17 protein-coding genes and 5 pseudogenes are annotated in these 25,500 nt (G+C 56.9%); 16 read left to right on the forward strand and 6 right to left on the reverse strand.

Going from position 1 to position 25,500, the window contains the following annotated elements; translation table 11 throughout:
* The first annotated feature begins 209 nt into the window (after positions 1-209).
* The 3 genes from JOF46_RS17675 to JOF46_RS22780 all read left to right on the forward strand — a co-directional run bounded on the left by JOF46_RS17675 (position 210) and on the right by JOF46_RS22780 (position 3,202).
* Positions 210-1,166, forward strand: a complete 957-nt coding sequence (locus JOF46_RS17675; protein ID WP_209909523.1) for an IS1595 family transposase — start codon at positions 210-212, stop codon at positions 1,164-1,166.
* Between the two features lie 455 nt (positions 1,167-1,621).
* On the forward strand, positions 1,622-2,047 hold the full coding sequence (locus JOF46_RS17680) for a hypothetical protein (protein WP_209909526.1): 426 nt from the start codon (positions 1,622-1,624) through the stop codon (positions 2,045-2,047).
* A complete protein-coding gene (locus tag JOF46_RS22780) occupies positions 2,048-3,202 on the forward strand; it encodes a protein kinase family protein (RefSeq protein WP_209909529.1) in 1,155 nt (384 codons plus the stop codon).
* Positions 3,203-3,243: 41 nt separating this feature from the next.
* Here the strand turns inward: JOF46_RS22780 and JOF46_RS17690 are convergent, their stop codons facing one another.
* On the reverse strand, positions 3,244-3,924 hold the full coding sequence (locus tag JOF46_RS17690; protein ID WP_209909532.1) for a hypothetical protein: 681 nt from the start codon (positions 3,922-3,924) through the stop codon (positions 3,244-3,246).
* 112 nt (positions 3,925-4,036) lie between these two features.
* On the opposite strand from JOF46_RS17690, the gene JOF46_RS17695 reads away from it, so the two are divergent.
* The 4 genes from JOF46_RS17695 to JOF46_RS17710 all read left to right on the forward strand — a co-directional run bounded on the left by JOF46_RS17695 (position 4,037) and on the right by JOF46_RS17710 (position 11,334).
* Complete coding sequence (locus tag JOF46_RS17695; RefSeq protein WP_209909535.1) at positions 4,037-5,998, forward strand: type I restriction-modification system subunit M; 1,962 nt, start codon at positions 4,037-4,039, stop codon at positions 5,996-5,998.
* Positions 5,995-7,356 (forward strand): restriction endonuclease subunit S, encoded by a 1,362-nt coding sequence (locus JOF46_RS17700; protein ID WP_209909538.1) that lies wholly within the window; start codon positions 5,995-5,997, stop codon positions 7,354-7,356. The genes JOF46_RS17695 and JOF46_RS17700 overlap by 4 nt, the downstream gene beginning before the upstream one ends.
* A complete protein-coding gene (locus JOF46_RS17705; RefSeq protein WP_209909541.1) occupies positions 7,343-10,426 on the forward strand; it encodes a type I restriction endonuclease subunit R in 3,084 nt (1,027 codons plus the stop codon). Before JOF46_RS17700 ends, JOF46_RS17705 begins: the two co-directional genes overlap by 14 nt.
* 74 nt (positions 10,427-10,500) lie before the next feature.
* On the forward strand, positions 10,501-11,334 hold the full coding sequence (locus JOF46_RS17710) for a hypothetical protein (protein WP_209909544.1): 834 nt from the start codon (positions 10,501-10,503) through the stop codon (positions 11,332-11,334).
* Positions 11,335-11,842: 508 nt separating this feature from the next.
* Here the strand turns inward: JOF46_RS17710 and JOF46_RS17715 are convergent.
* The 3 genes and pseudogenes from JOF46_RS17715 to JOF46_RS17725 all read right to left on the reverse strand — a co-directional run.
* Positions 11,843-13,279, reverse strand: a complete 1,437-nt coding sequence (locus JOF46_RS17715) for an integrase core domain-containing protein (protein ID WP_209909547.1) — start codon at positions 13,277-13,279, stop codon at positions 11,843-11,845.
* 115 nt (positions 13,280-13,394) lie between these two features.
* Entirely contained in the window at positions 13,395-14,441 is a 1,047-nt protein-coding gene (locus JOF46_RS17720; protein ID WP_209909550.1) for an IS110 family RNA-guided transposase, read from the reverse strand.
* Positions 14,442-14,965: 524 nt separating this feature from the next.
* A pseudogene (locus tag JOF46_RS17725) lies at positions 14,966-15,442 on the reverse strand (ATP-binding protein); the annotation flags it as partial.
* Positions 15,443-15,562: 120 nt separating this feature from the next.
* Between JOF46_RS17725 and JOF46_RS17730 the strand changes: the two are divergent.
* The 8 genes and pseudogenes from JOF46_RS17730 to JOF46_RS17765 all read left to right on the forward strand — a co-directional run.
* A pseudogene (locus tag JOF46_RS17730) lies at positions 15,563-16,021 on the forward strand (transposase); the annotation flags it as partial.
* Positions 16,022-16,035: 14 nt separating this feature from the next.
* Positions 16,036-16,281 (forward strand): annotated as a pseudogene (locus tag JOF46_RS17735) (ATP-binding protein); the annotation flags it as partial.
* 608 nt (positions 16,282-16,889) lie between these two features.
* The gene (speB, locus tag JOF46_RS17740; protein ID WP_209909552.1) at positions 16,890-17,882 is read left to right on the forward strand and encodes an agmatinase; all 993 of its coding nucleotides are present in this window, start codon (positions 16,890-16,892) and stop codon (positions 17,880-17,882) included.
* On the forward strand, positions 17,879-19,312 hold the full coding sequence (locus tag JOF46_RS17745; RefSeq protein WP_209909556.1) for a sodium:solute symporter family protein: 1,434 nt from the start codon (positions 17,879-17,881) through the stop codon (positions 19,310-19,312). Before speB ends, JOF46_RS17745 begins: the two co-directional genes overlap by 4 nt.
* A gap of 1,043 nt (positions 19,313-20,355) precedes the next feature.
* Positions 20,356-20,475, forward strand: a pseudogene (locus JOF46_RS22915) (transposase family protein); the annotation flags it as partial.
* A 15-nt stretch (positions 20,476-20,490) separates the two neighbouring features.
* Entirely contained in the window at positions 20,491-20,790 is a 300-nt protein-coding gene (locus JOF46_RS17755) for a hypothetical protein (RefSeq protein ID WP_209909559.1), read from the forward strand.
* 37 nt (positions 20,791-20,827) lie between these two features.
* Positions 20,828-21,013: a transposase gene (locus tag JOF46_RS22920; protein WP_209912010.1), complete on the forward strand. Its 186-nt coding sequence runs from the start codon at positions 20,828-20,830 to the stop codon at positions 21,011-21,013.
* Positions 21,014-21,228: 215 nt separating this feature from the next.
* On the forward strand, positions 21,229-22,296 hold the full coding sequence (locus tag JOF46_RS17765) for an APC family permease (protein ID WP_209909562.1): 1,068 nt from the start codon (positions 21,229-21,231) through the stop codon (positions 22,294-22,296).
* A gap of 407 nt (positions 22,297-22,703) precedes the next feature.
* Here the strand turns inward: JOF46_RS17765 and JOF46_RS17770 are convergent, their stop codons facing one another.
* Positions 22,704-23,702 carry an HNH endonuclease gene (locus JOF46_RS17770; protein WP_209909565.1) on the reverse strand — a complete coding sequence of 333 codons (999 nt, stop codon included), beginning with the start codon at positions 23,700-23,702 and terminating at the stop codon, positions 22,704-22,706.
* A 428-nt stretch (positions 23,703-24,130) separates the two neighbouring features.
* Between JOF46_RS17770 and JOF46_RS17775 the strand changes: the two are divergent.
* Positions 24,131-24,648 (forward strand): annotated as a pseudogene (locus JOF46_RS17775) (APC family permease); the annotation flags it as partial.
* A 109-nt stretch (positions 24,649-24,757) separates the two neighbouring features.
* On the opposite strand, the gene JOF46_RS17780 reads toward JOF46_RS17775, so the two are convergent.
* The gene (locus JOF46_RS17780) at positions 24,758-25,363 is read right to left on the reverse strand and encodes a hypothetical protein (protein ID WP_209909568.1); all 606 of its coding nucleotides are present in this window, start codon (positions 25,361-25,363) and stop codon (positions 24,758-24,760) included.
* Between the last annotated feature and the right edge of the window lie 137 nt (positions 25,364-25,500).

The following is a 25,500-nucleotide window of genomic DNA, read 5'->3' on the forward strand; positions in this document are numbered from 1 at the left end:
AATGCCTAGATACCCGGATTACAGACAAATTCTCGGTTCCCTCTCCAGCGCTGGGCCTTCGGCGAACTCCGGCCCTACACCCTTGGCTTTGAGCTGCTCGAAGATCGCGAGGAGATCGACGGCCAATTTGGCCTGCGTGCAACCCCAACGTCGTCCACACCATAACGGACATAGTGCGTATCCGGTTAGCTCAGGTATAGCCTGTTTCCATGGGAAAGCCGGACTTCCCGCATTCGATTTTGGAGTTCCAGGCCCGCTTTGTCGATGTGCGGGCCTGCCTGGACTATCTCTTCGCCTGCCGCTGGCCAGATGGCTTTGCCTGTCCCCGGTGTCATGGCACGGCAGTTTGGCCCTTGGCAACGCGCAGAACGGGGGAATGCACCACCTGCCACCATCAAACCTCATTGACGGCGGGCACTGTTCTGCACAAGACCCATACCCCGCTCCTGCAGTGGTTCTGGGCCGCGTATCTGATGTCCACGGCAACCCCTGGGATCTCAGCTCTGCAATTGCAGCGCCAGCTTGGCCTGGGTCGCTATGAGACCGCGTGGACGATGCTCCACAAATTGCGCAGAGCCATGGTCGCGCCCGGGCGAAGTCTGCTGACCGGGGAAGTTGAAGTCGATGAGTGCGAGGTTGGCGGTCCCGAGGCCGGCCGCAAGGGAGGACGAAGCAACATCGCGGCCGCGGCAAAAGTGGCAGTGGCCGTTGAAGTCAGGGGCAAGGGATCCGGGCGGGTCCGCATGCAGATCATCCACGATGCCTCGGCCGAAACCTTGGAGGCCTTCGTGATGGCAAATGTCGCCACAGGCTCCGTCGTCCACACTGACGGTTGGATGGGCTACGCACGGCCTCCGAAAAAGGGCTATGACCACCGGCCACGGTCCCAACGAGCTGCCAAACGCGAGGGGAATCCGGAGCCGATCATGCCTCGGGTCCACCGAGCGATCAGCAACTTCAAGTCCTGGCTTCGGGGCACCCACCGATCCGTCAGTGCCGAGCATTTGCAGGTCTATCTGGACGAATTCACCTTCCGCTACAACCGACGAGCGTCACCCATGGTTTCGTTTCAGCGGCTGCTTGGCCTGGAATCGCATCACGAACCAACCACTCTGCGCCAGATTATCAGCGAGGGACCGAGTGCTGCCAAACGCAACCTGAACTAACCGGATACGCACTACGGACATTATGGTGTGGATTTTGAGCGAGTTGAAGAATGTCCAATTTGGCGAAGAAGACCGCAGAACCGAAAGTAGTGACCGAGACTCAGTCCCATTCACTCGGGGATTTTCGATTCGGGGCGCCTATCTGCCGCATGGCCCTAATCTTTGGGTGTTGGCCCGGCAGGAAAATCACTCAGATCCCCTCCTTGAATCAGAGGAGCTCTTTTCAAAGACGTCACACTATGCCTTCGGGAAGCTTCCCATGCTCATCAGTCTCTTCGAAGCCCCATTCTTTACCGGTCCCTCTTGAGATCTGCAGACCATGTCATGTCGTTCGATCTACTTTTGAGCACGAAGTAGTCCCGATCTGGGATTTCAAGATTTGATTGACCATCCGATATGTTGACAAGGACATGGGTCTACACCGTGCCGTTATCACAATATGAGGGAACCACAAATTGCAAGAGACCATCACCGCTGGAGCATTCATTGTCGCAAATTGGGCACTATCAATAACGGCTTTGAGGATGGTGAGTAAGTCTGAGTACGCAACAAAACTCACCAAAGAAGCCGCAGCATTTACTATCCTCACATTCACAATTTTCACGGTTCTCGCCTCAGCTGCAGTGACGGGATACTCGACCTTCGGGACGCCGAGTGGCGTACTTCTTACTATTTGGATCTTCTTAGCGCCGTTTATGGTTGCCCTATCCTACGCGCTTAATCGGAGGAAGAAGCTCACTGTGGAAGAGCTAAAGGACGAGTCCCCAAAGCGCTGGACTATCATCGTATTGGTCCTCTGGGTGGTCTTAGGTTTAGTCGTGATCCTCGGTGCCGACTGGGTCAATAACCTCCACTGGTTCAAAGCGCTGACGGTGGCCTAGGTGCTTTCGCCGGAGTTCGTCCTTCAGGATTTGCAGGAAAAGTACGGGTCACTACCTGTGGATGCCCGATATTTGCGGCTCTACTCCACCGTCGATCCGAGACTCCGCGACTGCTTCGCCCATTTCCACGAACAGTTAAATGGCCTCTTCGGTTTCTTGAATATGAAAAAGACGAGGGGCGGTCACTTCAATGCCGACCAAAGCCGCGAGCTCATGGACTTGGCAACGGATATCGGACAGTCCGAGACGACGTTGAATCGTGTCGGTATCACTGTTGCTCTTTCCCCTGGCTACGACGTCGCGTTGGAAGGTGCGCGCAAATTTCTTGTGAGCAGTGGGGGAAGCCCTATCCCGGAGGAATTCGGACCAATCGACCTAGAAGAATACCTCCCAATTTTCAGCACGCCCAAGCAAAACGTGCGTCTGAAGAAAACGGGAAAAGACTACCCGCTGAAAATGATCGGAGAGGGGTCGTACGCCCAAGTATTTAAGTACAGGGATGACGAATACCGGATGCATGTCGCTGTCAAGAAGGCGCGGAATACTTTGGACACGCAAGAGCTCATGCGGTTTAAAGCAGAGTACGACGTGCTCCGGGACCTGAACTTCCCATACATCCTGAAAGTCTATGGTTATGACCATTCGGGACCGAGCTATTCAATGGAGTACTGTGACTTCACACTTTTGAAATACATTTCCGAGAACAACACGAAGCTCAATTTCGGGGTTCGGAAACGCATCGCCCAACAGTTTCTCTATGGGATCAACCACCTGTCGGTGAAAGAGATCCTTCATCGGGATCTGAGCTTCACGAATGTCCTGGTTCAGCAATTCGACGCTGGCACCGTGCAAGTCAAACTGTCGGACTTCGGCCTCCATAAACGCCCAAATTCGATATTGACCAGAACAGGGACGCTGATGAAAGGCACAATTATCGATCCAACACTCTCGCATTTTCGGGAGTATTCTTTGACCAATGAGATTCACGCCGTAGGCCACATATTGTCCTTTATTTTCACCGGCCGTGAGAGCTTGGAATTGGGCGCAAACGCTTTGGGTCACATCATTACCAAGTGCGTAGACCACGACGTGCAAAAGCGCTACACGGCAATTCCCGAGATAATAGGAGATGTTAGCGTTCTGACCACAAGCTGATCGCGACGGGATAGCGCCATGCGCAGCGTTGCACCTTGGAATCAGAACGAATCACTATCAGACTGAGTCTGCGCCGATCGTTCGGCTTCGATCTCTTCGCGAGTGAATGAAACCCAGTAGGCAGCCCCGGTGCTGTCTCTGCGCAAGTTGACGCCCCATATATCTTCACTCCCGATTTTTATGCAAATATCGATCATGCTCTTTACTGGTATGAAGAACACTTGTTCCCGGCAGTCTTTCTCGGACGCCACGAACACGCCGTCAAAGAGACCGTCCTCCTCGTCGGCACTGATTTGTAAGACGTAGCTGTGTATGAGCTGATTACAGTACTTCCGGAGAGATAGTTGCGTTTTTGTTGACGACTCGAGGTCGTATAGATGCTCGAGTTCGTGACGGTTCCACATGTCTGGAACTATGTCTGTCGCTGTGTGGCGGATCACGGGCACTGTAGTTGAATACGTTTTGCTGGAGACTTTCTGGGCTTCCAGCAGCCGCCTGATTGCATAGGCACTTGTCATGAGGTCCCGTTCGACTATGAAGCTGCTTCGTTCAGTCCAGCGCTTCTGCCGTGATTTTTGTTTGAGTCGGTCTGCAACGCGTAGTAGCTCATCCCGCCAAGGGATCGAATCGGATATCACCTGTCCACAGTATGTTGTCAGGATCAAATAATTCGGTTCCCGTGCACCCGCCCCTATTGCGCCGTTCTCCCTGTACCGAAACACGTCCTAAGGGTGAACCAAACCATCTCCGATTCAGGTTGAATAGAGGGTAAGACTTACCGGTCACCGTTGTGGGTGATCCGGAGGGGAACATTCAAGAGGGACTGGGTACGACTTGAGCAATCACGCATCATTCATTTGGGGAATCGCCGACTTGCTACGGGGTAATTTCAAAGCCCACCAGTATGGCGACTTCATTCTTCCTTTCACTGTCTTGCGCCGTCTGGATTCGGTCCTTGCCGACACCAAACCACAAGTCCTCGAAGTGGTGGCCGACGCGACGGCCAAGAACCTCCCCATCCGTCCTGCCCTCCTCAAGGCCAAGGCCGGACACCAGCACTCGTTCTACAACACCAGCCGCTACGACCTGGCCACACTGGTGGGGGATGCGGAGAATCTGCGCGAAAACCTCCTGGCCTACATCAATGCTTTCTCCGAGAACGTGCGTGACATCTTCGTGAAGTACAAGATCGAAGACCGCATCGAAGAACTCGAAGACAACAACCTGCTATTTCTGGTAGTGCAGCGCTTCGCGGAGGTCGACTTGCACCCCGGGCATGTCTCGAATGCCCAGATGGGCCACATCTTCGAAGAGCTCATCCGCAAGTTCGCCGAAGCCTCCAACGAAACCGCCGGTGAGCACTTCACCCCGCGCGAAGTCATCGAACTCATGGTCGACCTGCTCTTCGAGAACGACGATGCTGCCCTGCGAGACGGAGACATCGTCCGCTCAGTCTACGACCCGACCGCCGGCACGGGAGGCATGCTTTCGGTCGCCGAGGACCACCTGACCGATATGAACCCCAAGGCCCGGCTCACCCTGGCCGGCCAGGAACTCAATGCCCAGTCCTACGCGATCTGCAAGGCCGACATGGTCATCAAGGGACAATCCGTGGACGCCATCGTCAACGACGACACCTTGCTCTACGACGGGCACGCCGGCACCACGTTCAACTATTGCCTATCCAACCCGCCCTTCGGCGTGGACTGGAAGAAGCAGGAGAAATCCGTCCGCGAAGAGCACGCGGAGAAGGGCTTCGCTGGCCGCTTCGGCCCCGGCCTGCCCCGAGTCTCGGATGGCTCCATGCTCTTCCTGCTGCACCTGATCTCCAAGATGCGCGAACCGGGCAAGGATTCCGCCGGCGGCCGGGCGGCCATCGTCCTGAACGGTTCTCCGCTCTTCACCGGTGGCGCCGGGTCCGGCGAGTCAAACATCCGCCAGTGGGTGATGGAACGCGACTACCTCGAGGCGATCATCTCCCTGCCCACCGACATGTTCTACAACACCGGCATCAGCACCTACGTCTGGGTGCTCTCCAAGGAGAAGTCTCCGGAGCGCCGCAGCAAGGTGCAGCTGGTGGATGGTTCCAAGTTGTTCCGCAAGATGCGTAAGGGCCTAGGATCCAAGCGCAACGAACTCGGCCCCGAAGACATCCAGACGATAGTGAAGCTGTACGGCGATTTCGCGGCCACCGACCAGTCGAAGATTTTCGACACGACCGATTTCTTCTACCGCACCATCACCATCGAACGCCCGCTGAAGCTGAACTTCGCCACCACACCCGACCGCATCGAGGCTGCCCTGGCTGCCAAAGCCTTCAACAAGCTCACCGCCGAGGCCTTGTCTAATCTGCGCGCCGCTCTGGGATCCAAGGATGCAAGCATGGTGTGGAAGAACCGCGACGAATTTAACAAGGCCCTCAAGAGACAGCTCAAGGCCAACTGTGCCGAACTGAGCACGCCACAGTTCACGGCCCTCATCACAGGCTTGTCCGAACGCGACGCCACAGCCGATGCTTGCACTGGAGCCAAGGGCAAGATTGAAGCCGATGCCGACCTGCGGGATACCGAGAATGTCCCCTGGATCGAAGACATTCATGCCTACTTCGAACGCGAAGTGAAACCCTTCGTCCCCGATGCCTGGATCGACGAAGATAAAACCAAGGAGGGCTGCGAGATCCCGTTCACCCGCCACTTTTATCAGTACACCCCACCGCGGCCGCTGGAAGAGATCGATGCCGACCTCGATGCAGTCCTCGGGCGCATCCGCGCCCGCCTCGAGCAGGTCAAGGCATGAGCCTGAAACCGTACTCAGAATACAAGGACAGCGGCGTTGAATGGTTTGGTCTCGTGCCAGCCGAATGGATACCTACCAAGCTCGGTCGGCACATAGCTATCAACTCAGGGTTGGTTGATCCCAAATCAGAGCCCTTTTCCGACATGATTATGGTTGCTCCAAATCATATCGAGTCGTGGACGGGCAAGATCAAGTACACCGAAACCGCTGCACAGCAAGGCGCTGAGAGCGGTAAATACCAAGTGTACAAAGGGCAGATTATCTATTCGAAGATTCGTCCAAATCTTATGAAAGCGGCTATCGCTCCTTTCGACTGCCTGTGTAGCGCTGACATGTATGGTGTGGACGCTGACGGCGATATGCTGTCAAACTCATTCTTGACCTACTATTTCTTGTCACATGAATTTCACGACTACGCGGTTGACCAGTCGGCGAGGGTTGCCATGCCAAAGCTCAATCACGAAACTCTGAAAGCAACACCCATTTTTCTTCCCCCAATTCAAGATCAATGGGCTATCGCCAGCTATCTCGATCGTGAGACGGCGGAGATTGATGTGTTCATCGCGGACCAGGAAGAGCTCATCGCGCTTCTGGGAGAACGTCGTACAGCAACTATCACGCGAGCAGTCACCAAGGGACTCGATCCCGAGACGCCGATGAAGAACTGCGGGCTTGAGTGGCTCGGCGATGTGCCAGCAGGATGGACTGTCCAGCGGCTTAGTCATGTTACGAGTGCTGTTATCGATTGCCTTCACTCCACCCCCGAAGAGAGTGATGAAGGAAAGTTCATTAGTATTCGGACCGGCTGCATTCGAAACGGTCGGCTCCTCCCGGAAAAAGGGCTAACAATCGATGAGCTCACTTTCAGGGAGAGGACGGCAAAAGGCACTCCAGAAGTAGGGGACGTATTCTTTACGCGTGAGGCGCCGGCGGGTGAAGCCGCATTGGTAGACAACCTCGGTCAGTACGCACTTGGGCAACGTATGGTGCTGTTGAAACCGTCGTCCGAACTCCTTGATTCACGTTTCCTTGTGTGGAACATCTACATGCCTCATGTCCGCAGATACATCGAAGTTGAAGCAAACGGATCAACCGTCAAGAATTTGCCGATTCCAGATATTAAGTCCATCCCGATCATCGTTCCACGTAGAGATCAACAGCAACGAATAATCGAGTATTTGAACCAAGAAATTACTGAGATTGATACTGTAATCGCGGATGCGAGAGAGGCCATCAAGCTGTCGAAGGAACGACGGGCCGCGGTGATCAGTGCCGCGGTGACGGGGAAGATTGATGTCCGCGGCTTCGCGGCCCCGGCGGCAATCGAAATGGAGGCCGAGTCTGTTGGCGTTGCATAACGAGATCGAGTTCGAGAACGAAATCTGTGAACACTTGGCCGCACATGGGTGGCTCTATTCCCCAACCGATGAGAGCTACGACCGGGAACGGGCTCTCTTCCCGGAGGACGTGTTCGGATGGCTAGGAGACACCGCACCGGATGAGCTGGCCAAGGTCCTGAAGCCCGGGTTGAACCCGACGATGCTGGCCAAAGCGAAGCTTCGGGTTCTGGACCGCCTAGTCTCGGTGATGGGCGCTGACCCCTTCAATGGTGGCGGCACGCTGAACGCCCTCAAGAAGTCCATTGGGGTAACCCCGGCAACGCTGCGGATGTTCCAGCCCAAACCCGCCGATGGGCTCAACCCGGCCACGGTGAGGCGCTACGGTCTTAACCGGTTGCGGGTGATGCGCCAGGTCCACTACTCCACAGCCAATAACAAGTCCCTGGATTTAGTGTTCTTCCTCAACGGGATCCCGGTGGCAACGGTCGAGCTGAAGACGGACCTGACCCAGGACGCCGAGGCTGCGCTGAAGCAATACAAGCAGGACCGGAACCCCAAGGGCGAACCGCTGTTGAGCCACGGCCGCGGGGCCCTGGTGCACTTTGTGGTGTCCAACCAGGAAGTGCACATGACCACGAAACTGGAAGGCCCTTCTACCCGCTTCCTGCCGTTCAACGCCGGCAACAACAATGGTGCCGGCAACGCACCCCGGGAAGGCGCCTCCCCGACCGCCTACTTCTGGGAAGACCTGCTGGACCCCGAAGCCTGGCTGACCGTCCTGGGCAAGTTCATCCACTACCGCTTCGAGGAAGACGCCCACCCGATCACCGGCAAGAAGTCCTTCAAGGCCTCGACCCGGTTCCCGCGCTACCACCAGTGGCACGCAGTCAACGCGCTGGCCACAACCGCACTGACCGAGGGGCCGGGGCACAACTACCTGATCCAGCACTCTGCCGGATCCGGGAAGACCGATTCGATCGCCTGGACCGCCTACCGCTTGGCTTCCCTGCACCGCGAGGAAGGTTCCAAGGTCTTTGACGGGGTCATTGTCATCAGCGACCGCAACATCCTGGACGGGCAACTGCAACGTGCCATCGAACAGCTAGAGACCGTCGCCGGGGTGTTCGCCCCCATCACCCGCGGATCCGAAGGTTCCAAAGCCAAGCAGCTGGCTGATGCCTTGCTCAAGGGCCGCCAGATCATCGGGGTAACCCTGCAGACCTTCCCGCATGCCATGGAGGAGATCCGCAACAACAAGGGGCTGGCAGGACGCAACTATGCAGTCATCGCTGACGAGGCCCACTCCTCGCAGTCCGGAGACGCTGCCATCTCCCTCAAGAAGGTTTTGCTCTCCATCGGTTTGGCCGAGGGAGAAGACATCACCACCGAGGACGTGCTGGCCGCCGAAATGGCAGCCCGTGCCGGCGGCACCATGAACCTGTCCTTCTTCGCATTCACAGCCACCCCGAAGGCCAAGACCATCGAGCTATTCGGCCGTCCCGATGAGAACGGGAACATGGAGGTCTTCGATCTCTACTCGATGAAGCAGGCCATCGAGGAGGGCTTCATCCTCGACGTGCTCCAGAACTACACCACATACACCTTGGCGGCCAAGATTGCCCAGGCCGACCAAGACGCAGCCGAACTCGAAGTCGATCGCGACCAAGGCACCAAGCAACTGATGCAGTGGGTGAAGCTGCACCCTCACAACATCGCCCAGAAGGTTGCGATCATCGTGGAGCACTTCCGCGAGAACGTTGCCCACCACTTGGCCGGCCGGGCCAAGGCCATGGTTGTCACGTCCTCCCGCAAGGAGGCCGTGCGCTACAAGCTGGCCATCGACAAATACCTACAGCTCAAGGGATACCAAACAGAGCTGGCGGCACTCGTGGCGTTCTCCGGCGAAGTGACCGATCCTGATTCCGGTCCGGATGCCTTCACCGAGCACACGATGAACCCCGGGCTCAAGGGGCGTTCGCTGACCAAGGCGTTCGGCACAGACGAATTCCAGATCATGCTGGTGGCCAACAAATTCCAGACCGGATTCGACCAGCCACTGCTCGTGGGCATGTACGTGGACAAGAAGCTCTCCGGCATTGCCGCAGTGCAAACACTCTCCCGGCTCAACCGCGTGATTCCCGGCAAGGATCGTACCTACGTCCTCGACTTCGTCAATGACACGAACACCATACTCGAGGCATTCCAGACCTATTACGAAGACGCGTCGGTCCAAGAGGCCTCCAACCCCGACATCATCCACGACATGATCATGAAGCTTGATTCCATGGGAATCTACAACGACCGGGACGTGGACCTGGCCGCCCAGAAGTGGGTCGCCCAGCGCAACCACAACGGACTGGTATCGCGCCTGAAGCCTGCCATCGATGTGTTCAACGACCGCCAGAAACAGGCCGTCCTGAATCAGGACACCCTCGAACTCGAGCAACTCGATGAATTCAGGAAGACTGCCGGGGCATTCAATAAGTCCTACGATTTCTTCTCACAGATCATCGACTACGGGAACACCCGCATCGAAAAGCTCGCGATCTACCTGAAGCTGCTGGCCAGGGCGCTTCATACTGGAACAATTGGCAACAATCTCGACCTTTCCGACGTGGTGCTCACCCACTACGCCCTGAAGAAGCAGGAAGCCCGGGACCTCAAGCTCGTCAATGGGGAAGGCAAAGGGCTCAAGGGATTGACCGGTGCCGGCTCCGGTGTGGTGCGCGAGAAGGGCATGGGTACGCTGGAGGGACTCATTGAGCAAATAAATAAGCTCTTCGAAGGGGCCGGCATCAACGACAACGACCAGATCAACGTCGTTGCTTCCGTGCGACGTTACGCAATTAGTAACTTCCAACTGCAACGCGAAGCCATCGCAAATGGTCCCCTCGATTTTGCTAGTTCACCGACGCTGCCCGAGACCATTGACGAAATCATCTACACCGCCGGTGAGGGTCATCAAAAAGCAATCAATGTCATTTTGGAAATGTCTGGAACTGATAAACTCGTGGAAATTCTGCTCCTGAGCGGTTTACAAGATGACTTGAGGGCTCAAGCTGAACAAGACGTTCTTGAACTTGAATAGTTTTTTTGTTTTAAAATACGTCACACAGAAAAGAGATTCCTCAGTTGTCAGATCCAATAAGCGCCGTGTCTGCAGTGACAGCACTCGCCAAAATCGCTGAACCCGAAGCCAAAGCCGCAACCACACTCAGTTCCACTCTGCTCGGTGACGTTTTGGGTCCGTCAGCACGTGCGCTCGGACAGCACTTTGCCCGAAAAATAGAACAATGGTCAGAGAATCACCAAGCAAAAAACGTCCTTCAGCTCGCGTCGAAGAAGATTGATAGCTCGATTCCAGGTAGCGTCCCTCCACGTGTGGCCGCTTCAGTTCTAGATTCATCCCTGTTCACTTCAGATGTATTCGTCGCTGAATATTTGAGCGGTGTTTTAGCTTCCGCACGGACAATCGACGGCACCGATGATAGTGGCGTCTCGTGGTCGGCGTTGGTGGATAGGCTTTCCTCCGATGCGCTGAGACTGCACTTCGTCATCTACTCAATTTTGCGGCGACAGATGCGCGGAGTTGAAGTGGGAGTTATGGCTGAATGGTGCAGAAAATACATAATCATCACGTACATTGATCTTCTGCCTGTTTTTGGATCTGATGAGGCTTGGGGAAATTCACAACAGGTACTAAATGCCGCCTATGTTCTCCAACGAGAAGGCATGCTTGATTTCTTGACACACGGGAGCGCAAATCATCTAACGGGGCCACCTTTTGGACAATACGCCCTACCTAACCTCGGAGACATGTTGATCGTGTCTACGACAATTCAAGGAGCTCAGCTTTATCTCCAAGGTCATGGATTTGGTGGATCCTGGGCAGACCGGATTGCGAACGTGGATACGAACTTCGATGTCGCTGGCGACATCGAACCACGGTTGTCAGAAGTACCCGGGTCGTTTCTCGATCAACTGCCAAAGAAGTGATCAGCCAGAGACTATTCAAAGTCCTTGATCACTCCATAGCCACGGACATTTACTGGCCATCTTGCCAAACAGGCGCTGGTGGTACTGCCAGTCCGACGACTTGGTAAGCATCGAATAGCGCCTCCGTGTGATCCGACTGACCGATGGGTTGCATCAACGCCCAAGGACGGTTCCCCTGCATCGGCATCTCGCTGACGGCAACGCGAACCAACACCACCTGACCGGTCGTTCCAGGTGCGCTTCCCGAACAATGCCTCGGGAATACGCTGACTGACCCCCGGTGGTTAGTTCAAGTGAAACTGGTGGTCTGAGTATTCGACGGTTTGGGTGCTGAATAGCGCCAGAGGGTAGTGCTGTTCTGGCGACTTGGTGTGTAATCTAGCAACATCGTGGACACTGAATCTCGTCACTTCGTTGACATCCGATCTCATGACTTTGTGCACAACTACCACAAGCCATCCGCCGTCCGTCGGATGGCTTGTGGGATGCTCTGCTGCTTGCCTCATTCTCAGGTGAAGACTTCAGGCATCTGTGTTTCCCGAAGCTCATATTCCTTTCGGTAACGTTCGGCCTTCCGTTCCCAGTGCACTGTCGGATTCTGTATCCGTATTCCCCGAATCGAGTACGAGGCAATGTACTTGCCGCTCCGATACATCGCCGTCAGCGGCAGCGGGAAGGACATGACAACTTCGCCGGTGTCAGGGTCCGAAAGCAGGAATTCATCATCGGTCACCGTACGGCAATATTGGCGCCCTGCCAGCGAGGCGGGGACAGAAATGTGCTCTCCCTTGTAGAAGACTTTCCGTTGCTCTCTCATGACCTCAACCAAGATCTGATTAGCTGCCAAGCCCGTAGCAGGCTCTGGGAACAGGCCATCATCCATCAACTCGCCAGTCTTGGATACCGTCAGGCTCGCCGTGCCCAGTGCGACGTGTTTCAGCTTGCGTTTCTGCAAGTATTCAGCGGCTTTCGCTTCCAGCACGGACAAATGTATCGGCTCGGTGGCCGGAGTATGTTCCAACGTCTGCCACGCAATTTCAGGGGTGGACTGGTTCAACGACTGGTGTGGTCGGCGCCGGTTGTAATGCTCGCGATAACGGGTGATGAGACTACGCAGACCGCTGAGATCCTGCGGTTTGTGGGCTTCCAAGAATCGTCGCAGAGTTTGGTGCGACCGCTCATTCTTTCCCTGGGTGGTCGGACGGCCTGGCATACCACTGATTGGCATCGTCCCTTTGGAAGCCAGGAAGACCTCCACGGCCCCGATTCCGCCACCTCGCAGTTGGTTGAAGGCCTTGGAATTATCGCTGAGGAGTTCCTTAGGCGCCCCATGACACTCGATCGCCCGAGCGAGCACATCATGGGCGTCGTGACTGTTCTCGTGTTGCTGATAAGCCCAAGACCCGACGTCATAGCGGGTCGCGTCGTCGAGCAGTTGGTACACGGTGAGGACCTTGCCGTCACCGATGCGGTATTCGAAGGCGTCCAACTGCCACAAGGCCATGGCCGTTGAGCGGACAAAGGGTAGATACGAGGATTTCGGTCGTTTGCGTGGATTCCGGTCAACATGGCCAACCCCAGATAAGAGTCGGGCAATCGTCGCGATGGCGGGGATCGTTCCGCCGGGGAAGTTCTCTTGGATGGTTGCTTCGTAGTGGATTGTTTTTGGTCCGTAGTCCCACCCATCTTTCTTGAGTTGTTTGCGGATGCGGACCAGTTCGTTGATGACCTCCGGTCCGTAGCGTCGTGCAGGATGGTGGGGTGCTCTGGAGCGTGGGTGGAGCGCGGCTGCGGATTCGGTGGCGGCACGGGACCTGATCCGGTAGAAGATGCTGCGGGATATTTTCTGGGTCTTGCAGAATTCACTGATCGTTAGCGCGTCTGGTTGGGTGGGGTCGTAGCTGATGATCATGGCGCGTATGCGCGGTGACAAGGGCTTGTTCATGTCTTGAATCTGCCAGAAAGCGAGCTTCGAAACTGTCCACGAAGTATTGAGACATGGTGTCCACGATGTGATGAGATCGTGTGTCCACAAAGTGCTGAACCTTCTATGGTTTCTGTCAACCCATCAGTATCTGTAACTGACGGAAAATGTTCCGTGCTATATAGCGTTTGAGGACTCGTTTGATCTCCTTGAAGCTCATTCCTTCGGCGGTGCGTTTCGCTACATAGACCTTGGTGTCCTTATCAAACCTCATACGTGTCCTGGCGATCACGTCAAATGCCCCATTCAGTAGCCGGTCGCCATGGCGATTCAACCGGTGGCGAGTCGTATTGCCTGAGGACGCCTGGAGTGGGGCTACGCCAGCCAAAGCAGCGAAGGCAGCCTCGGAGTGAATCCGTCCATGGTGTGAATAAGCTACGAGAATCCAAGCGACGGTCACCGGTCCTAGCCCGAATTGCTGCTGGAGTTTTGGGGCGAGCTGCTCATCTAGTTCGGCCATGGACTTCTTGTTTTCTTTCAGCTCTTTGCCAGCGGCGAGGATTGCAGCGGCCAAGCGAATAGCTTCGGCACGAGCGTAGTGTTGCTGAACGCTGTCGGTCGAGTGCTCACGCCAACTGCGGATCTGTCGAACCTGCTGGTCGCCTAATGCCTGGCGGGCATCAATTCCCACCTCGATTTGCCGCACCAACGCGTTGAGGGCGTTCAGGTCTTGCGTGCGGTGTGTATCGATCCGTTTCCGGGCGGCTACCATCACACTCAGAGCGGCGCGCACCCCCTCAGCGCGAGGTGTCATCAGCCTGGTTACGTCGTGAAAGAGAACGCTGATAGCTGCTGCTGTGGCATCAATTTCATCCGTCTTCCCAACGCCGGCGCGTTCCTTCTTTTTTGGTGGTTTCACTTCAACGACAACGATGCATGCTGCGGTCAGGATCTGAGTGAGCGTCGCTCCATAGGAGCGGGTACCTTCGACCGCGGCGAGAATCTCGCCTTGAGTATTGCGCCTGATCCAAGCTATCGCGCGATTCATTCCCGAAGTTGTCACCGGGAACGCTTGGCATCCTATTCGGGCACCGGTACGGGTGCTGATGATGGCATAGGTGTGCGTTCGTGCATGGGTGTCGATTCCGATGACGTAGTCATAGATTTCTGCGACGATAGTCATGACGGTTTCGCCTCCTTTTCCGGATGTTGACCGTTATTGTCGGCACCGGTCCGGGAAGGGTTCTTGTCAGGCAACTCTCTAATGAGTCACGCACCCAATCGGGTGTGGACAGCCTTCTATTAGGCCATGCCAAGAGGCCGGATCGGTGCCACCCACCATGACGGACAGTTCAGATCCAAGTCACTCGGAGTACCCCGGGGACAGAGACAGGATGGGTCACATCACGGTAGGTGGCACCTATCTTGCCAGCGGGTCCCAGACCTGCCAATAACCATTAGAGAGACAGGACACACGAAGTCATGAGATCGGTTGTCAACGAAGTGGTGAGATTCAGTGTCCACGATGTTGCGAGATTACACACCGCCTGCCCAGAGGGGACACTACCAAGTCGCCAGAACATCACTACCAAGAGACGCTATTTAGCAGTTTGGGGACCACCCATTATTGCCGTTGGGGGCCAGTGATATTGCCGTTGGGGGCCAGTACCTCCCCGGGTGGGAGCCACCGGTCCCCAACGGGCCTGGCTATGCCTGGACGGCGCCGGTCTTCTCTCTCATGTTGTAGCTACCGGTCTCGATCCAAATGGTGTTGTGGATGATCCGGTCCATGATCGCGTCGGCGTGGACGCCGGAGCCGAGACGCTGGTGCCAGTCCTTCTGCTGGTACTGGGTGCAGAACACCGTCGACGTCGACCCGTAGCGCCGTTCCACGAGTTCCAGGAGTATGCGCAGGAAGTCGCCGCTGGGGCGGTCCAGCAACCACTCATCTACGACCAGCAGCGTGAAGGCCCCGTACTTTTTCAGGAACTTCGCGGCGCCCAGCGGCTTGTCCTGGGCCTGGACCCATTCCTCCTCGAGGTCCGGCATGCGCACGTAGTGGGTCCGGATCCGGTTGCGGCAGGCTTGCTTGGCCAGGGCGCAGCCCAGGTACGACTTTCCGGAACCGGTGAATCCCTGGAAGACCACGTTCTGGTTCTGCTCGATGAAGGCGCAACTGCCTAGCCCGGGGGTTCCATGAGGGCTGGTGTCATTAACCGTCGTTAACGAGGAAAAGGTGACCTGAACTGGGAAAATAGAAGTGTCTAAGCCTCAGTTCCACCAGTTCAAAGGGTCACCTTTTCAGTGCACAACTCTACCCCAGTCTTTCCCGCCGTCCCGGCATCCCTCACCGGCCAGGGCCTGGTCTCCCACGCCGGGCTCGGGGTGATCACCGGTTTCCTCAACGCTCTGGGCTTCCGCAAGCTCTGCGAGGACCGGTTCTCCCAGTTCGTCCCGGCCACGGCGGTGCACCGCCCCGGCAAGATCCTGGGGTCCCTGGCGTTGATGCTCGCCGCCGGAGGCGAGCAGCTCAGCGACGTCGACCAGCTGCGCGAGGCCCCGGCATTGTTCGGCCCGGTTGCCTCGGAAGCGACGATCAGCCGCTTCATGGCCCGCATCAAGGACCAGCCCGAGGCCTTCGCCTACGGGTTCGCCACCATGCAACGAACCCTGCGCTCCAAGATCTGGGAGGCGGCCGGCAAACGGAACCCCGCACGCCGGGCCACCGCGGCCGATCCGTTGATCATCGACATCGATTTATCTTGAGTTCCGCATAGATCGACGAGCTGGGCTACCTTCCGATCGACACCGAGGGGGCCAGGTTGCTCTTCCAGGTGATCGCGGACGGATACGAGAAGCGCAGCCTGATCATCACGACGAACCTGGAGTTTTCAGATAGGTGGGGCAGCGTGTTCGGGGACGACAACATGGCCGCTGCCGTCATCGACCGGCTGGTGCACCACGGGCGGCTGTTGCAGTTCCGCGGCGAGTCCTACCGGGTCAAGAATGCGCTCATGAAATAGGCCAAATGCCTACATGGCAGGATTCCGGGCCCGGGTGGCCTGATTCTTAGCGCTTTAATGGCCGACTTAAAGTTGACGAAACACACCTGCGCCGACCGTGGGAAAAAGCCGTGGAGCCGCACAAGCTCAGCCCCGCGCGGACCAGGCGGGGGTTTCGGTACCTCCACCGGAAGCTGCCGCTGCTTGCCAGCGCACCGAAACCCACGCATCCGGGGCCCGGGCGGCCGCCGGGCCACAAGAATCGACGATCGGCCATCGTGCATCCGGTGGGAAAGCAGCCTTCAAAGGTCAAATAGCAAGCTTAGGACAAAGCCGCCATAAAATGCGACGGTACGATTTCAGGATGCTTCAATCTGCATTTTGGGGAAAACCGCAAGAACCACGTGCTATCTAGAACAGCGATGCCTTCCAGCCCTCGTCCGACCCAGCGTGAGTAGTGAATCTGGTACTTAAGAAAAACTATCTAACTGGACCTATGCAAAGCCTAAATTTTGGTGAATAGTGATTGTCATCACACCCGAGGGTTCTAATTCTCGGTCTAGACAATTCAATATCACCATAGGACTGTAGGAATAAGACTCCTGTCCGATATAGATAGGAGTCTACAAATGTCTTTACACCATTTCGACCCGATCGGTCCCACTTCAGGGCAGGAACTCCCCCGGTACGCGGGATTTGCAACTTTCGCTCGCCTGCCTCGTTTTGAAGACGTCGCCAAAGTGGACGTCGGCATTCTAGGTGTGCCATTCGATGCGGGTGTCACCTACCGCCCCGGGGCCCGATTCGGGCCAAGCCACATCCGACAAGCTTCACGGTTGCTCCGATCCTACAACCCCGTCATTGAGCTTGATCCTTTTCGAGAAATACAAGTTGCAGACTGCGGCGATGTGGCATGCAATCCCTTCGCAATCGACGAGGCCCTGGTCCAAATCCAGGCCGCTGTAGACTCTTATCTAGACGCCGGAACGAGATTAGTAGTACTGGGCGGTGACCACACAGTGGCGCTCCCAGTACTACGAGCCATCGCCAAAAAACACGGCCCTGTTGCGGTCGTACATTTCGACGCTCACCTCGATACCTGGGATACATACTTTGGCGAAAGCTACACCCACGGTTCACCCTTCCGCAGAGCCTCAGAGGAAGGTCTTATCGATCGTCAGGCAAGCGTGCATGTCGGAACTAGAGGACCAATCTACAGTGCAGATGACCTCACCGCCGACCGCAATCTCGGGTTTACTCCGATTCACGTACGCGAGTTCCTACGTCGACCGCTCGACAGCATCATTGAAGAAATCTTGGCACTCGTCGGAACACGCCCTCTCTATGTTTCGATCGATATTGATGTTCTCGATCCGGCACATGCCCCAGGGACCGGCACTCCCGAACCAGGTGGATTAACCAGCCGGGAACTCCTTGAGATGATTCGAGCATTCGCCGGAGCTAATCTCGTTTCGGCAGACATCGTCGAGGTCGCCCCCGCATATGATCACGCGGAAATCACGGGCTTTGCGGCAGCATCAATCGCTTACGAACTCATTTCAGTTATGGCGAGCCATTCATTCGGTAATCAAACTAACAAGACTCCCGGGAATGACTCATGATCATCAACTACGCAACGATAGTCCTTTACTTCTTGGTGATTCTCGGTGTCGGTTTTCTAGCTATGCGACGGACTCGTAACACGGAGGACTTCGCAGTCGCGGGACGCCGGCTGGGACCTGTTCTCTACTCTGGAACTCTCGCCGCTGTCGTACTTGGCGGGGGCGCTACCATGGGAAGCGCCCGCCTCGGTTATGAATACGGCATATCAGGATTCTGGCTTGTGTTCATGTTCGGTTTCGGAGTCCTTGTTCTCAGTCTGGTGTTCGGGAGGAAACTTGCGAACCTACGAGTCTTCACGGTCAGCGAAATGCTTGCGAACAGGTATGGTGTCGCGTCTCGTTATATCAGTGCTTGCATCATGATTGTGTACGACTTGATGATCGCCGTTACAGCCACGATCGGAATCGGCTCTGTTTTCGATGTGGTCTTGGGAGTTCCGAAATTCTGGGGAATCCTTATTGGCGGTGGAATCATGGTTATCTATGCAACTGTCGGTGGAATGTGGGCCCTTACTCTCACCGACATTTTACAATTCGGTGTCATGATTGTCGGCTTCTTGCTTGTCATGCTGCCGCTCACCCTGGCTAAAGTCGATGGTGTGGCCGGACTCGTCGAACGTCTACCGGCATCATATTTCGACCCAATGGCCATCGGCGGTGGCACCATCGTTACGTTCTTGTTTATATATTTCTTCGGGATCCTGATTGGACAAGACGTTTGGCAACGAGCGTTCACTGCAAGAAGTCCTCGTGTAACAGTGTGGGCTGGCGCCGCCGCAGGAATAATCTGCATAGTCTTCGGATGCGCCATAGCACTGATGGGCGCAGCGGCAAAGGTGATTCTGCCCAATCTAACTAACACTGACAACACCCTTCCCGCTCTCATCAGTGAAATCATGCCAGTAGGCTTGGCCGGCCTTGCCATCGCCGCCATCCTATCGGCGCTCATGTCGACGGCAAGTGCGTGCATCCTGGCGGTCTCGACAATCTCCACACGCGACATCCTCAGCACCCGTTATGGCCACACGGCCAAAGACGGAATGGCCCACGGACGGCTCGTTACATTCGTAACCGGCATCGTAGTCATCGGACTAGCAGTCGTCGTTGGCGACGTGCTCGCTGCGCTAACCATTGCATATAACCTTCTAGTCGGCGGGCTCTTCGTCCCGATTGTTGGAGCTATGCTCTGGAAACAAGCGACAAAATGGGGAGCTCTTGCGGGGATGGTCTTGGGCAGCTTAACCGTCATAGCGTTCATGATTCGAGACGGTCTGCTCGCCAACGAGCCCATTTACTACAGCCTCACCGTCAGCGTTGTGGTCTTCGTGATAGTCAGTCTGCTCACGAGAAACCCGGATCCTACGGAGGTCAGCGAATCCCTCTCTGCGGATTCGCTGGGGTACCGAGACGAGTATGCCGAAAAGGGGTAGGAGCCGGCCATAAGAACGATCCTCAAGACAGCAAGGAGTACCGCCTAATTAGAATTCCTCGATGGCTATGTTTCCGATAAGCACGACGTACAGGACTGCGGCGGATTCGAAGCTCAGGACAAACTTGTATGGACACGTGAATACTTAGATGAGGACCCCGTGAAGAACATTACCAATCATGCTCTTCACGGGGTCCCCCTGCTGCAGGGTGCTCCCCTGGCGGGTGAAACAACGCATGACACTGTCCTGAGTGGACCATTTGGGGATGCAGGCACCGGTCTGCCGATGTCAGCGCAGAACGGCCCATAGGAGTCCTGTGTTTCGTCATCCAAAAGTAGGCTATTTCGGCGCGAAGAAGTAGGCCATTTAGGCATGGTTTCTGGCCATTGCGGCAATCGCAGGTGCCCGCGCTGCATTCCTCGGCATGCTCACTGAAATTGCCTCTTGGCGTTGGCCGCCCGGGCGTGCTCCAAGCTGTCGACAAGGGCGGCTTGAGTTGCTCCAAATATGATCATTAATATCAGTCTGACTTGTATTTTTAAGACCAGCTCGGCGATGGCGGACATCTTTTGTTTTCGTGGTCGTTCGCGAGCTCCGGGACGTGACGGCGCTTCCGGTTTAGGTCGCCGACGCCAGGGAAGCCGGCTTCGTTGCTGACGCCACCTGGCCATCGTAGTCACTGGCCATGATGGCTGCCTGCCGCAGCATGCCCGCGACTGCCTGAACGGGGGTGAATCCGGCCAGCCGGGGCGGGCTCGGCCCAAAGGGGGGGAAATGGCGAAGAAGCCGCCAACCCCGGGCTTCCAGGGGCCACCGGGGGTGCCGGCGGCCATCGGTGCGGCACGGACGAGCCGGGTGGAACTACGCACGCTCTTGTTGCCGGCCAGGACCGCAGATGGGCAAATCCGGGCTGCAGTTCGTGGCCCTGTGACTGCCTCACTCAAGTGGCCTGAAATTCGCTGCCAATTTGGCTCACATTCATGGCTGAAACGACCCAATGCTGATCGCTCACATATAAAACGTCGAAACGCACCGCATGGTGCCGCGGGTGCGGCGCCCAGGCCAGGCCCCACGCCCGGCGCAGCGTGCCGATCCACGACATTCCAGCCCACGGTTCACCGGTGGTCCTGCACTGGAGGAAACGGAGGTTCGGCTGCCACTAAGAACGGTGCCGCACGGTGACATTCGCCGAGGAACACCACCCCATCGGGCCGCGGGAAAAACTCATTGTGCGGGCCTGCCACTGGGCGCACGACCAGCTGAAGGAGCAAGATATCGCGGTCCCGGCGATCGCCCGGCAACTCGGCATGGACCGTCACACGATCTGGGAGAGCATCAAGGCCCTGGCCCAGTTGGACCTGGCCGACCCCAAATGCCTAGAGGGCGTCAGGACGCGGGGCGTCGATGAGCGCACCTGGAAGGGCACCGGCTTCCCCAGTGGCCGTGTCCTGACCGAGTTCATCGACCACACCTTCTGACGCACCGGGCAGGCTCCGCGCGCGATCCCGGGCCTAGATCCCAGACGCAGCGGCAAGGCCTACGCGCAACTGGCTCAAGGCTCAACCCGAAGGTTTCAGACCCGGGATCAAGGTCGCGACCCTCGCCCCGTTCCGCGGCTATGCCAACGCCATCGACGAACAGCTGCCCGACGCCGTCACTTTCCTGGACGCGTTCCACGTCGTCAAGCTCGGTCCTCCATAGTCGACGACATCCGGCGCCGGAACCAGAAGGAGGCAACCGGCAAACGGGATAGATAGACGTCCCCCTCTACCGCTCCCGACGGCTCCTGCTGCAAGGGGCCGAACACCTCAAGAAGAAACAACACGCCCTGCTCAAAGAACTGCTCGAGGCCTGAATTGCAGGACACATCAACGCAGGAGTCCCTCACTAGCGCCAACGACAAATCGCAGTCCATCATGCGGCGAAAGCCCATCGATGAAATCGAGGAAGAGAACAAGCACAGCGGCCTGCACAAGTCCCTCGGACTGTGGCAATTGACCGCGATCGGTATCGGTGGCATCATCAACATCCCCGCCATCGCCGTCTGCGTCCTGGTGAGCTGGATCCTCTCCCGCGGCACCAAGGCCTTCGGCCGCTTCGAGCTGGTGGCCGTCGCGTTCAAGGTCGTGTTGATCCTGTTCATCATCGGCCTGGGCATCTTCTACATCGACACCGGGAACTACAACCCGTTCATGCCTTCCGGGTTCGGCCCCGTGATGGCCGGAGCCGCAACGGTGTTCTTCGCGGTCTTCGGCTACGACGCCATGAGCACCGCGGCCGAGGAGTCCACCGACGGCAAGAAGCACATGCCCAAAGCCATCATCTTTTCCTTGGTCATTGCCATGCTGCTCTACGTGGCGGCCACACTGGTGCTCACCGGCATGCAGAACTACCGGGACATCGACCCGACCGCCGGGTTCGCCTCCGCGTTCAACGGCGTGGGACTCCCGGTCATCGCCACGATCATCTCCGTGTTCGCGGTCCTGTCCATCCTCACCGTGATGCTGACCTTCCTGCTGGGAGTGACCCGCGTCTGGTTCTCCATGAGCCGCGACGGGCTGCTCCCCGGCTGGTTCTCCAAGACCGACCGCCACGGGACACCCCAGCGCGTCACCTGGATCGCCGGCATCGCCTCCGCGCTGCTGGCGGGAGTCTTCCCGATCAAGGCCGTCGCGGACCTGACCAACATCGGCATCCTGGCCGCCTTCGTGGTGGTCTGCCTGTCAGTGATCATCTTCCGCTACAAGAGGCCCGACACACCACGGACCTTCCGGCTGCCCTTCATGCCGGTGGTCCCCGCATTCGGCATGCTGGCCTCCGGGTTCCTGATGCTCCAGCTGCACTGGGAGACCTGGCTGAGATTCGTCATCTGGCTGGTGGTCGGCCTGGCCATCTACTTCACCTACGGTCGCAAGCACTCGCTGATGAACCCCAATAGCCCCCGCCACGGCGAACGCGTCGTGCTGCCGCACGCGGACACGTAGGCCGCGTTGCTGCCCAGGTGTCCAATCCCCCGCCGCGGCATCTGGCGACCAAGAATCCGACAATTGAATACCGTCATTTTCCGCTCTCGCCTGCTCTACCCTTCATTGTTCGGGGCAGTGAATGCTGGAGCCGGGCATCGCCTTTTCGGTACTCCCCCCGTACAAATACCGCGGACACCCAAAATACTTTGCCGCCCTTGGCTCGGAGATGCCGTGCAGGCATCCGTGGCACTGGGCCTCGCCATGGACTTGCACGACCGCCATTTTCGTTTGGCGGTTACGCCACGGCTTCGGTCAGCAGCTTCCTTGTTCTGAGTGGGGAATAGCTTTCCACGGGGTCGTAGCCGTCGGGGAGCCCGTGGGTCCTACTGGCAAACCAACATTTTTTGGGAGCGAGCGTTTGGCACCTAAGCGATGATTTTTGCGCCTTTTGAACGGTTGCACCGCCAGCAGAGCGTCTGGAGATTCTCGAAAGTGCTGAGACCGCCTTTGGATACCGGCATGATGTGATCAACTTCGAGTAATAGATGGGGCTCAGAAGCAACCGAAACACCGCACTGCAAGCACGCATACCCGTCACGCTCCTTGATTTGGCCACGCAGCTTCGCTGTCATCAGCGCCCGTTGTCCGGCTGCGGACTTCGTCCAGCGGATTTTCTCGACGAGTATCGAAGACAGTGTGTCAAGCGTCGACGTGTTGAGTTCGATGCCCACCGTCTGTCCACTGTTGCCGCCGGCGGATGTGTATTGGAACTTGTACTGCGGGTACGGGACCGTGATGGGCGACAAGTCAACGCCAATCTGATTCCAGAACTCATCGCTGTAGTGCTTGAGGATAAACGCAGGCGGGTCGATTTTCGCGGTGATATCCGCCTCGCGCCCCTTAACGTTGTCAACTGCATCTTCCAGCCGCGAGATGTCATCGGAAACTCGCTGGACGTCTGCGAGGGTCCCCTGATCGGCCTTTATGGAGAAGTACTTCATCAGGTACTTGATCGGATCAGTGCTCGCATTGCGCACGACCTGCAAGGAAGCATTGTGTACGTGTGGGGCGTACTCCGCGACATTGCGATTTCTGTTGTTGTTCCAAGTAGAAGTGTTTTCAAACGTGGCGAGGTGCGCGTGCTGGCCTGTGGATGATGCTCCGAGCTCGAACGAGCCTTGGCTGCGGATCTCTTGGACGTAATTAACGACCTCGTTATGCTCGGCAACGACTGCACCGGTCTCAGCCCTCAGTACTTGGAAGTGCTCGGACCCAAAGTACCGGTTCTTGCGAATCATGCGGACGATGGGGTTAGCGATGAGGATCAAGATAAACACGAGTATTCCGAGGCCGACGCTATTCGTACTTGATCCGATGACGAATGGGAGTGCAATGAGTAGCGTGATCAGGAGCGGCGAGGGCATGTTTATTTCTTCCTTTGTTGTTTAAGTAGAGAACAAACTTATTTTGACATGGGGATACGACAAATAGGCAATTATGGCGCTAAACAGCGGGCGCTCCAGCGCATCCGTGTGATGAAAAAGATTGTCAAAACGATCTTTTTCTGTACAAACTCAACATAACCTCGCCACCCCCTTTGGCTGTTGATTCGTGACTTTCTCACGCGTCGCCGCATAAATGAAATTATGATTTCCCGTTGGGTCTTTCCTTGCGGAGCCGCTTGGGCCTTGGACTCGTTAACGAAGTTTTCGGTACGTTGAAGTTCAACCGCTTTTGGGGCCGGTTTGGTCAAACGTTGTGGTGGCGGCGCATTTATGCGTGGCAAGATCCGGTGTCCACGACGAGATTACACACTACGTGGCATAGGCGTACTCCATAGGCTTATTTGCCAATTTCCGTGTTTGCCGTATTGTCCATCCTCATCGTGATGCTGACCTTCCTGCTCGGCATCACCCGCGCCTGGTTCTCCATGAGCAGAGACGGGCTCCTTCCAGGCTGGTTCTCCAAGACCGACCGCCACGGAATACCACAGCGCGTCACCTGGATCGCCGGCGTTGCCTCCGCGTTCCTGGCCGGAGTCTTCCCCATCAAGGCGATCGCGGACCTGACCAACATCGGCATCCCGGCCGCCATCGTGGTGGTCTGCCTCGCCGTCATCATCTTCCGCTACAAGAAGCCCGACGCCCACCGGACCTTCCGGCTCCCCTTCATGCCCTGGTCCCGGCATTCGGCGTGCTGGCCTCCGGGTTCCTGATGTTGCAGCCGAACTGGGAGGCGTGGCTGAGGTTCGTCATCTGGCTGTTGGTCGGCCTGACCATCTACTTCTTCTACGGCCGCAAGCACTCGCCCGTGAATTCGGACGGCCCGCGGCACGACGAACGCGTGATGCTGCCGCATGGTGAAACCTAGTCCATATCCATGGGCAACCACAGGATTTCAGCAGCGTTCTGTGATCGCTTGGCATCGCTCGGTAGAGGGTATGCGTGGCGACTGACACCACCTCCAGCACCCACCTGAATCACTCTCCGCGCGTCAGTCTGGGCAGCACGTCGGTGGCGTCGTCCACTGCTTGGTATGCAGGAACAGCGAAATTGCCGGCGGCGATCTGAAACTTGACCTGTTCGAGTTCAACTTTGAGCTGATCAACGGTGGCACGGAACTTTTCAAAGCTCGCCTTACGATGCCTAGCTACGATGAAACTGACAATGGCGGCGATAATTGCCAACGGAAACGACACCAGTAGGGCGATGCCGGACGTGGCCAGGAATTCAAGTGCTATGGGAAGCGCCTGCTTGAACGCCATGAACTCGTTCACCCCGCCAACCACTGCATGCAGGGCGGAATCCAGCGGGACCAGATACTCCCCCACAACCGGAGTCTCAGCAAACGACGGAGCGCTCAGCGATGATTCTTCCCCGGCAGACCAACGCGAATCACCAACAGTGCTCAGGACGTAGATCCCGGCACCAGCATTGAGTGCCGCAAAAAGCATGACGGAACCAACAACGGTCCAGTGAAGGCTACGCCAGCGAAAAACGCCTAGCACAAGCAAAACTCCGGCGGCGATGCCCCACGAATAGCTGTGTAATTGTTCGAGGCTCAGGCTGCCCAGTAGTTCCATCAAGTTCCCCCATCCCTTGCCGTTGGAGTCAATGTTTGCTCCAGACCGAAGCGATCTTATCCCGGCCATCCACGGAATGCCGCGGAGGTTACTGGCGCAGAGCTCTGACGTCGGCAGGTGTCAGCGATGAGTATTTCTCG

This window comes from Paeniglutamicibacter psychrophenolicus (genome assembly GCF_017876575.1).
Lineage (GTDB): Bacteria > Actinomycetota > Actinomycetes > Actinomycetales > Micrococcaceae > Paeniglutamicibacter > Paeniglutamicibacter psychrophenolicus.

Bases quoted from the DNA above. Each gene is read 5' to 3' on its own strand.
- JOF46_RS17675 (WP_209909523.1), top strand. From the start codon at position 210: ATGGGAAAGCCGGACTTCCCGCATTCGATTTTGGAGTTCCAGGCCCGC.
- JOF46_RS17770 (WP_209909565.1), bottom strand. From the start codon at position 23,702: ATGCCCTCGCCGCTCCTGATCACGCTACTCATTGCACTCCCATTCGTC.
- JOF46_RS17765 (WP_209909562.1), top strand. From the start codon at position 21,229: ATGCGGCGAAAGCCCATCGATGAAATCGAGGAAGAGAACAAGCACAGC.
- JOF46_RS17715 (WP_209909547.1), bottom strand. From the start codon at position 13,279: ATGAACAAGCCCTTGTCACCGCGCATACGCGCCATGATCATCAGCTAC.
- speB (WP_209909552.1), top strand. From the start codon at position 16,890: ATGTCTTTACACCATTTCGACCCGATCGGTCCCACTTCAGGGCAGGAA.
- JOF46_RS17745 (WP_209909556.1), top strand. From the start codon at position 17,879: ATGATCATCAACTACGCAACGATAGTCCTTTACTTCTTGGTGATTCTC.
- JOF46_RS17720 (WP_209909550.1), bottom strand. From the start codon at position 14,441: ATGACTATCGTCGCAGAAATCTATGACTACGTCATCGGAATCGACACC.
- JOF46_RS17700 (WP_209909538.1), top strand. From the start codon at position 5,995: ATGAGCCTGAAACCGTACTCAGAATACAAGGACAGCGGCGTTGAATGG.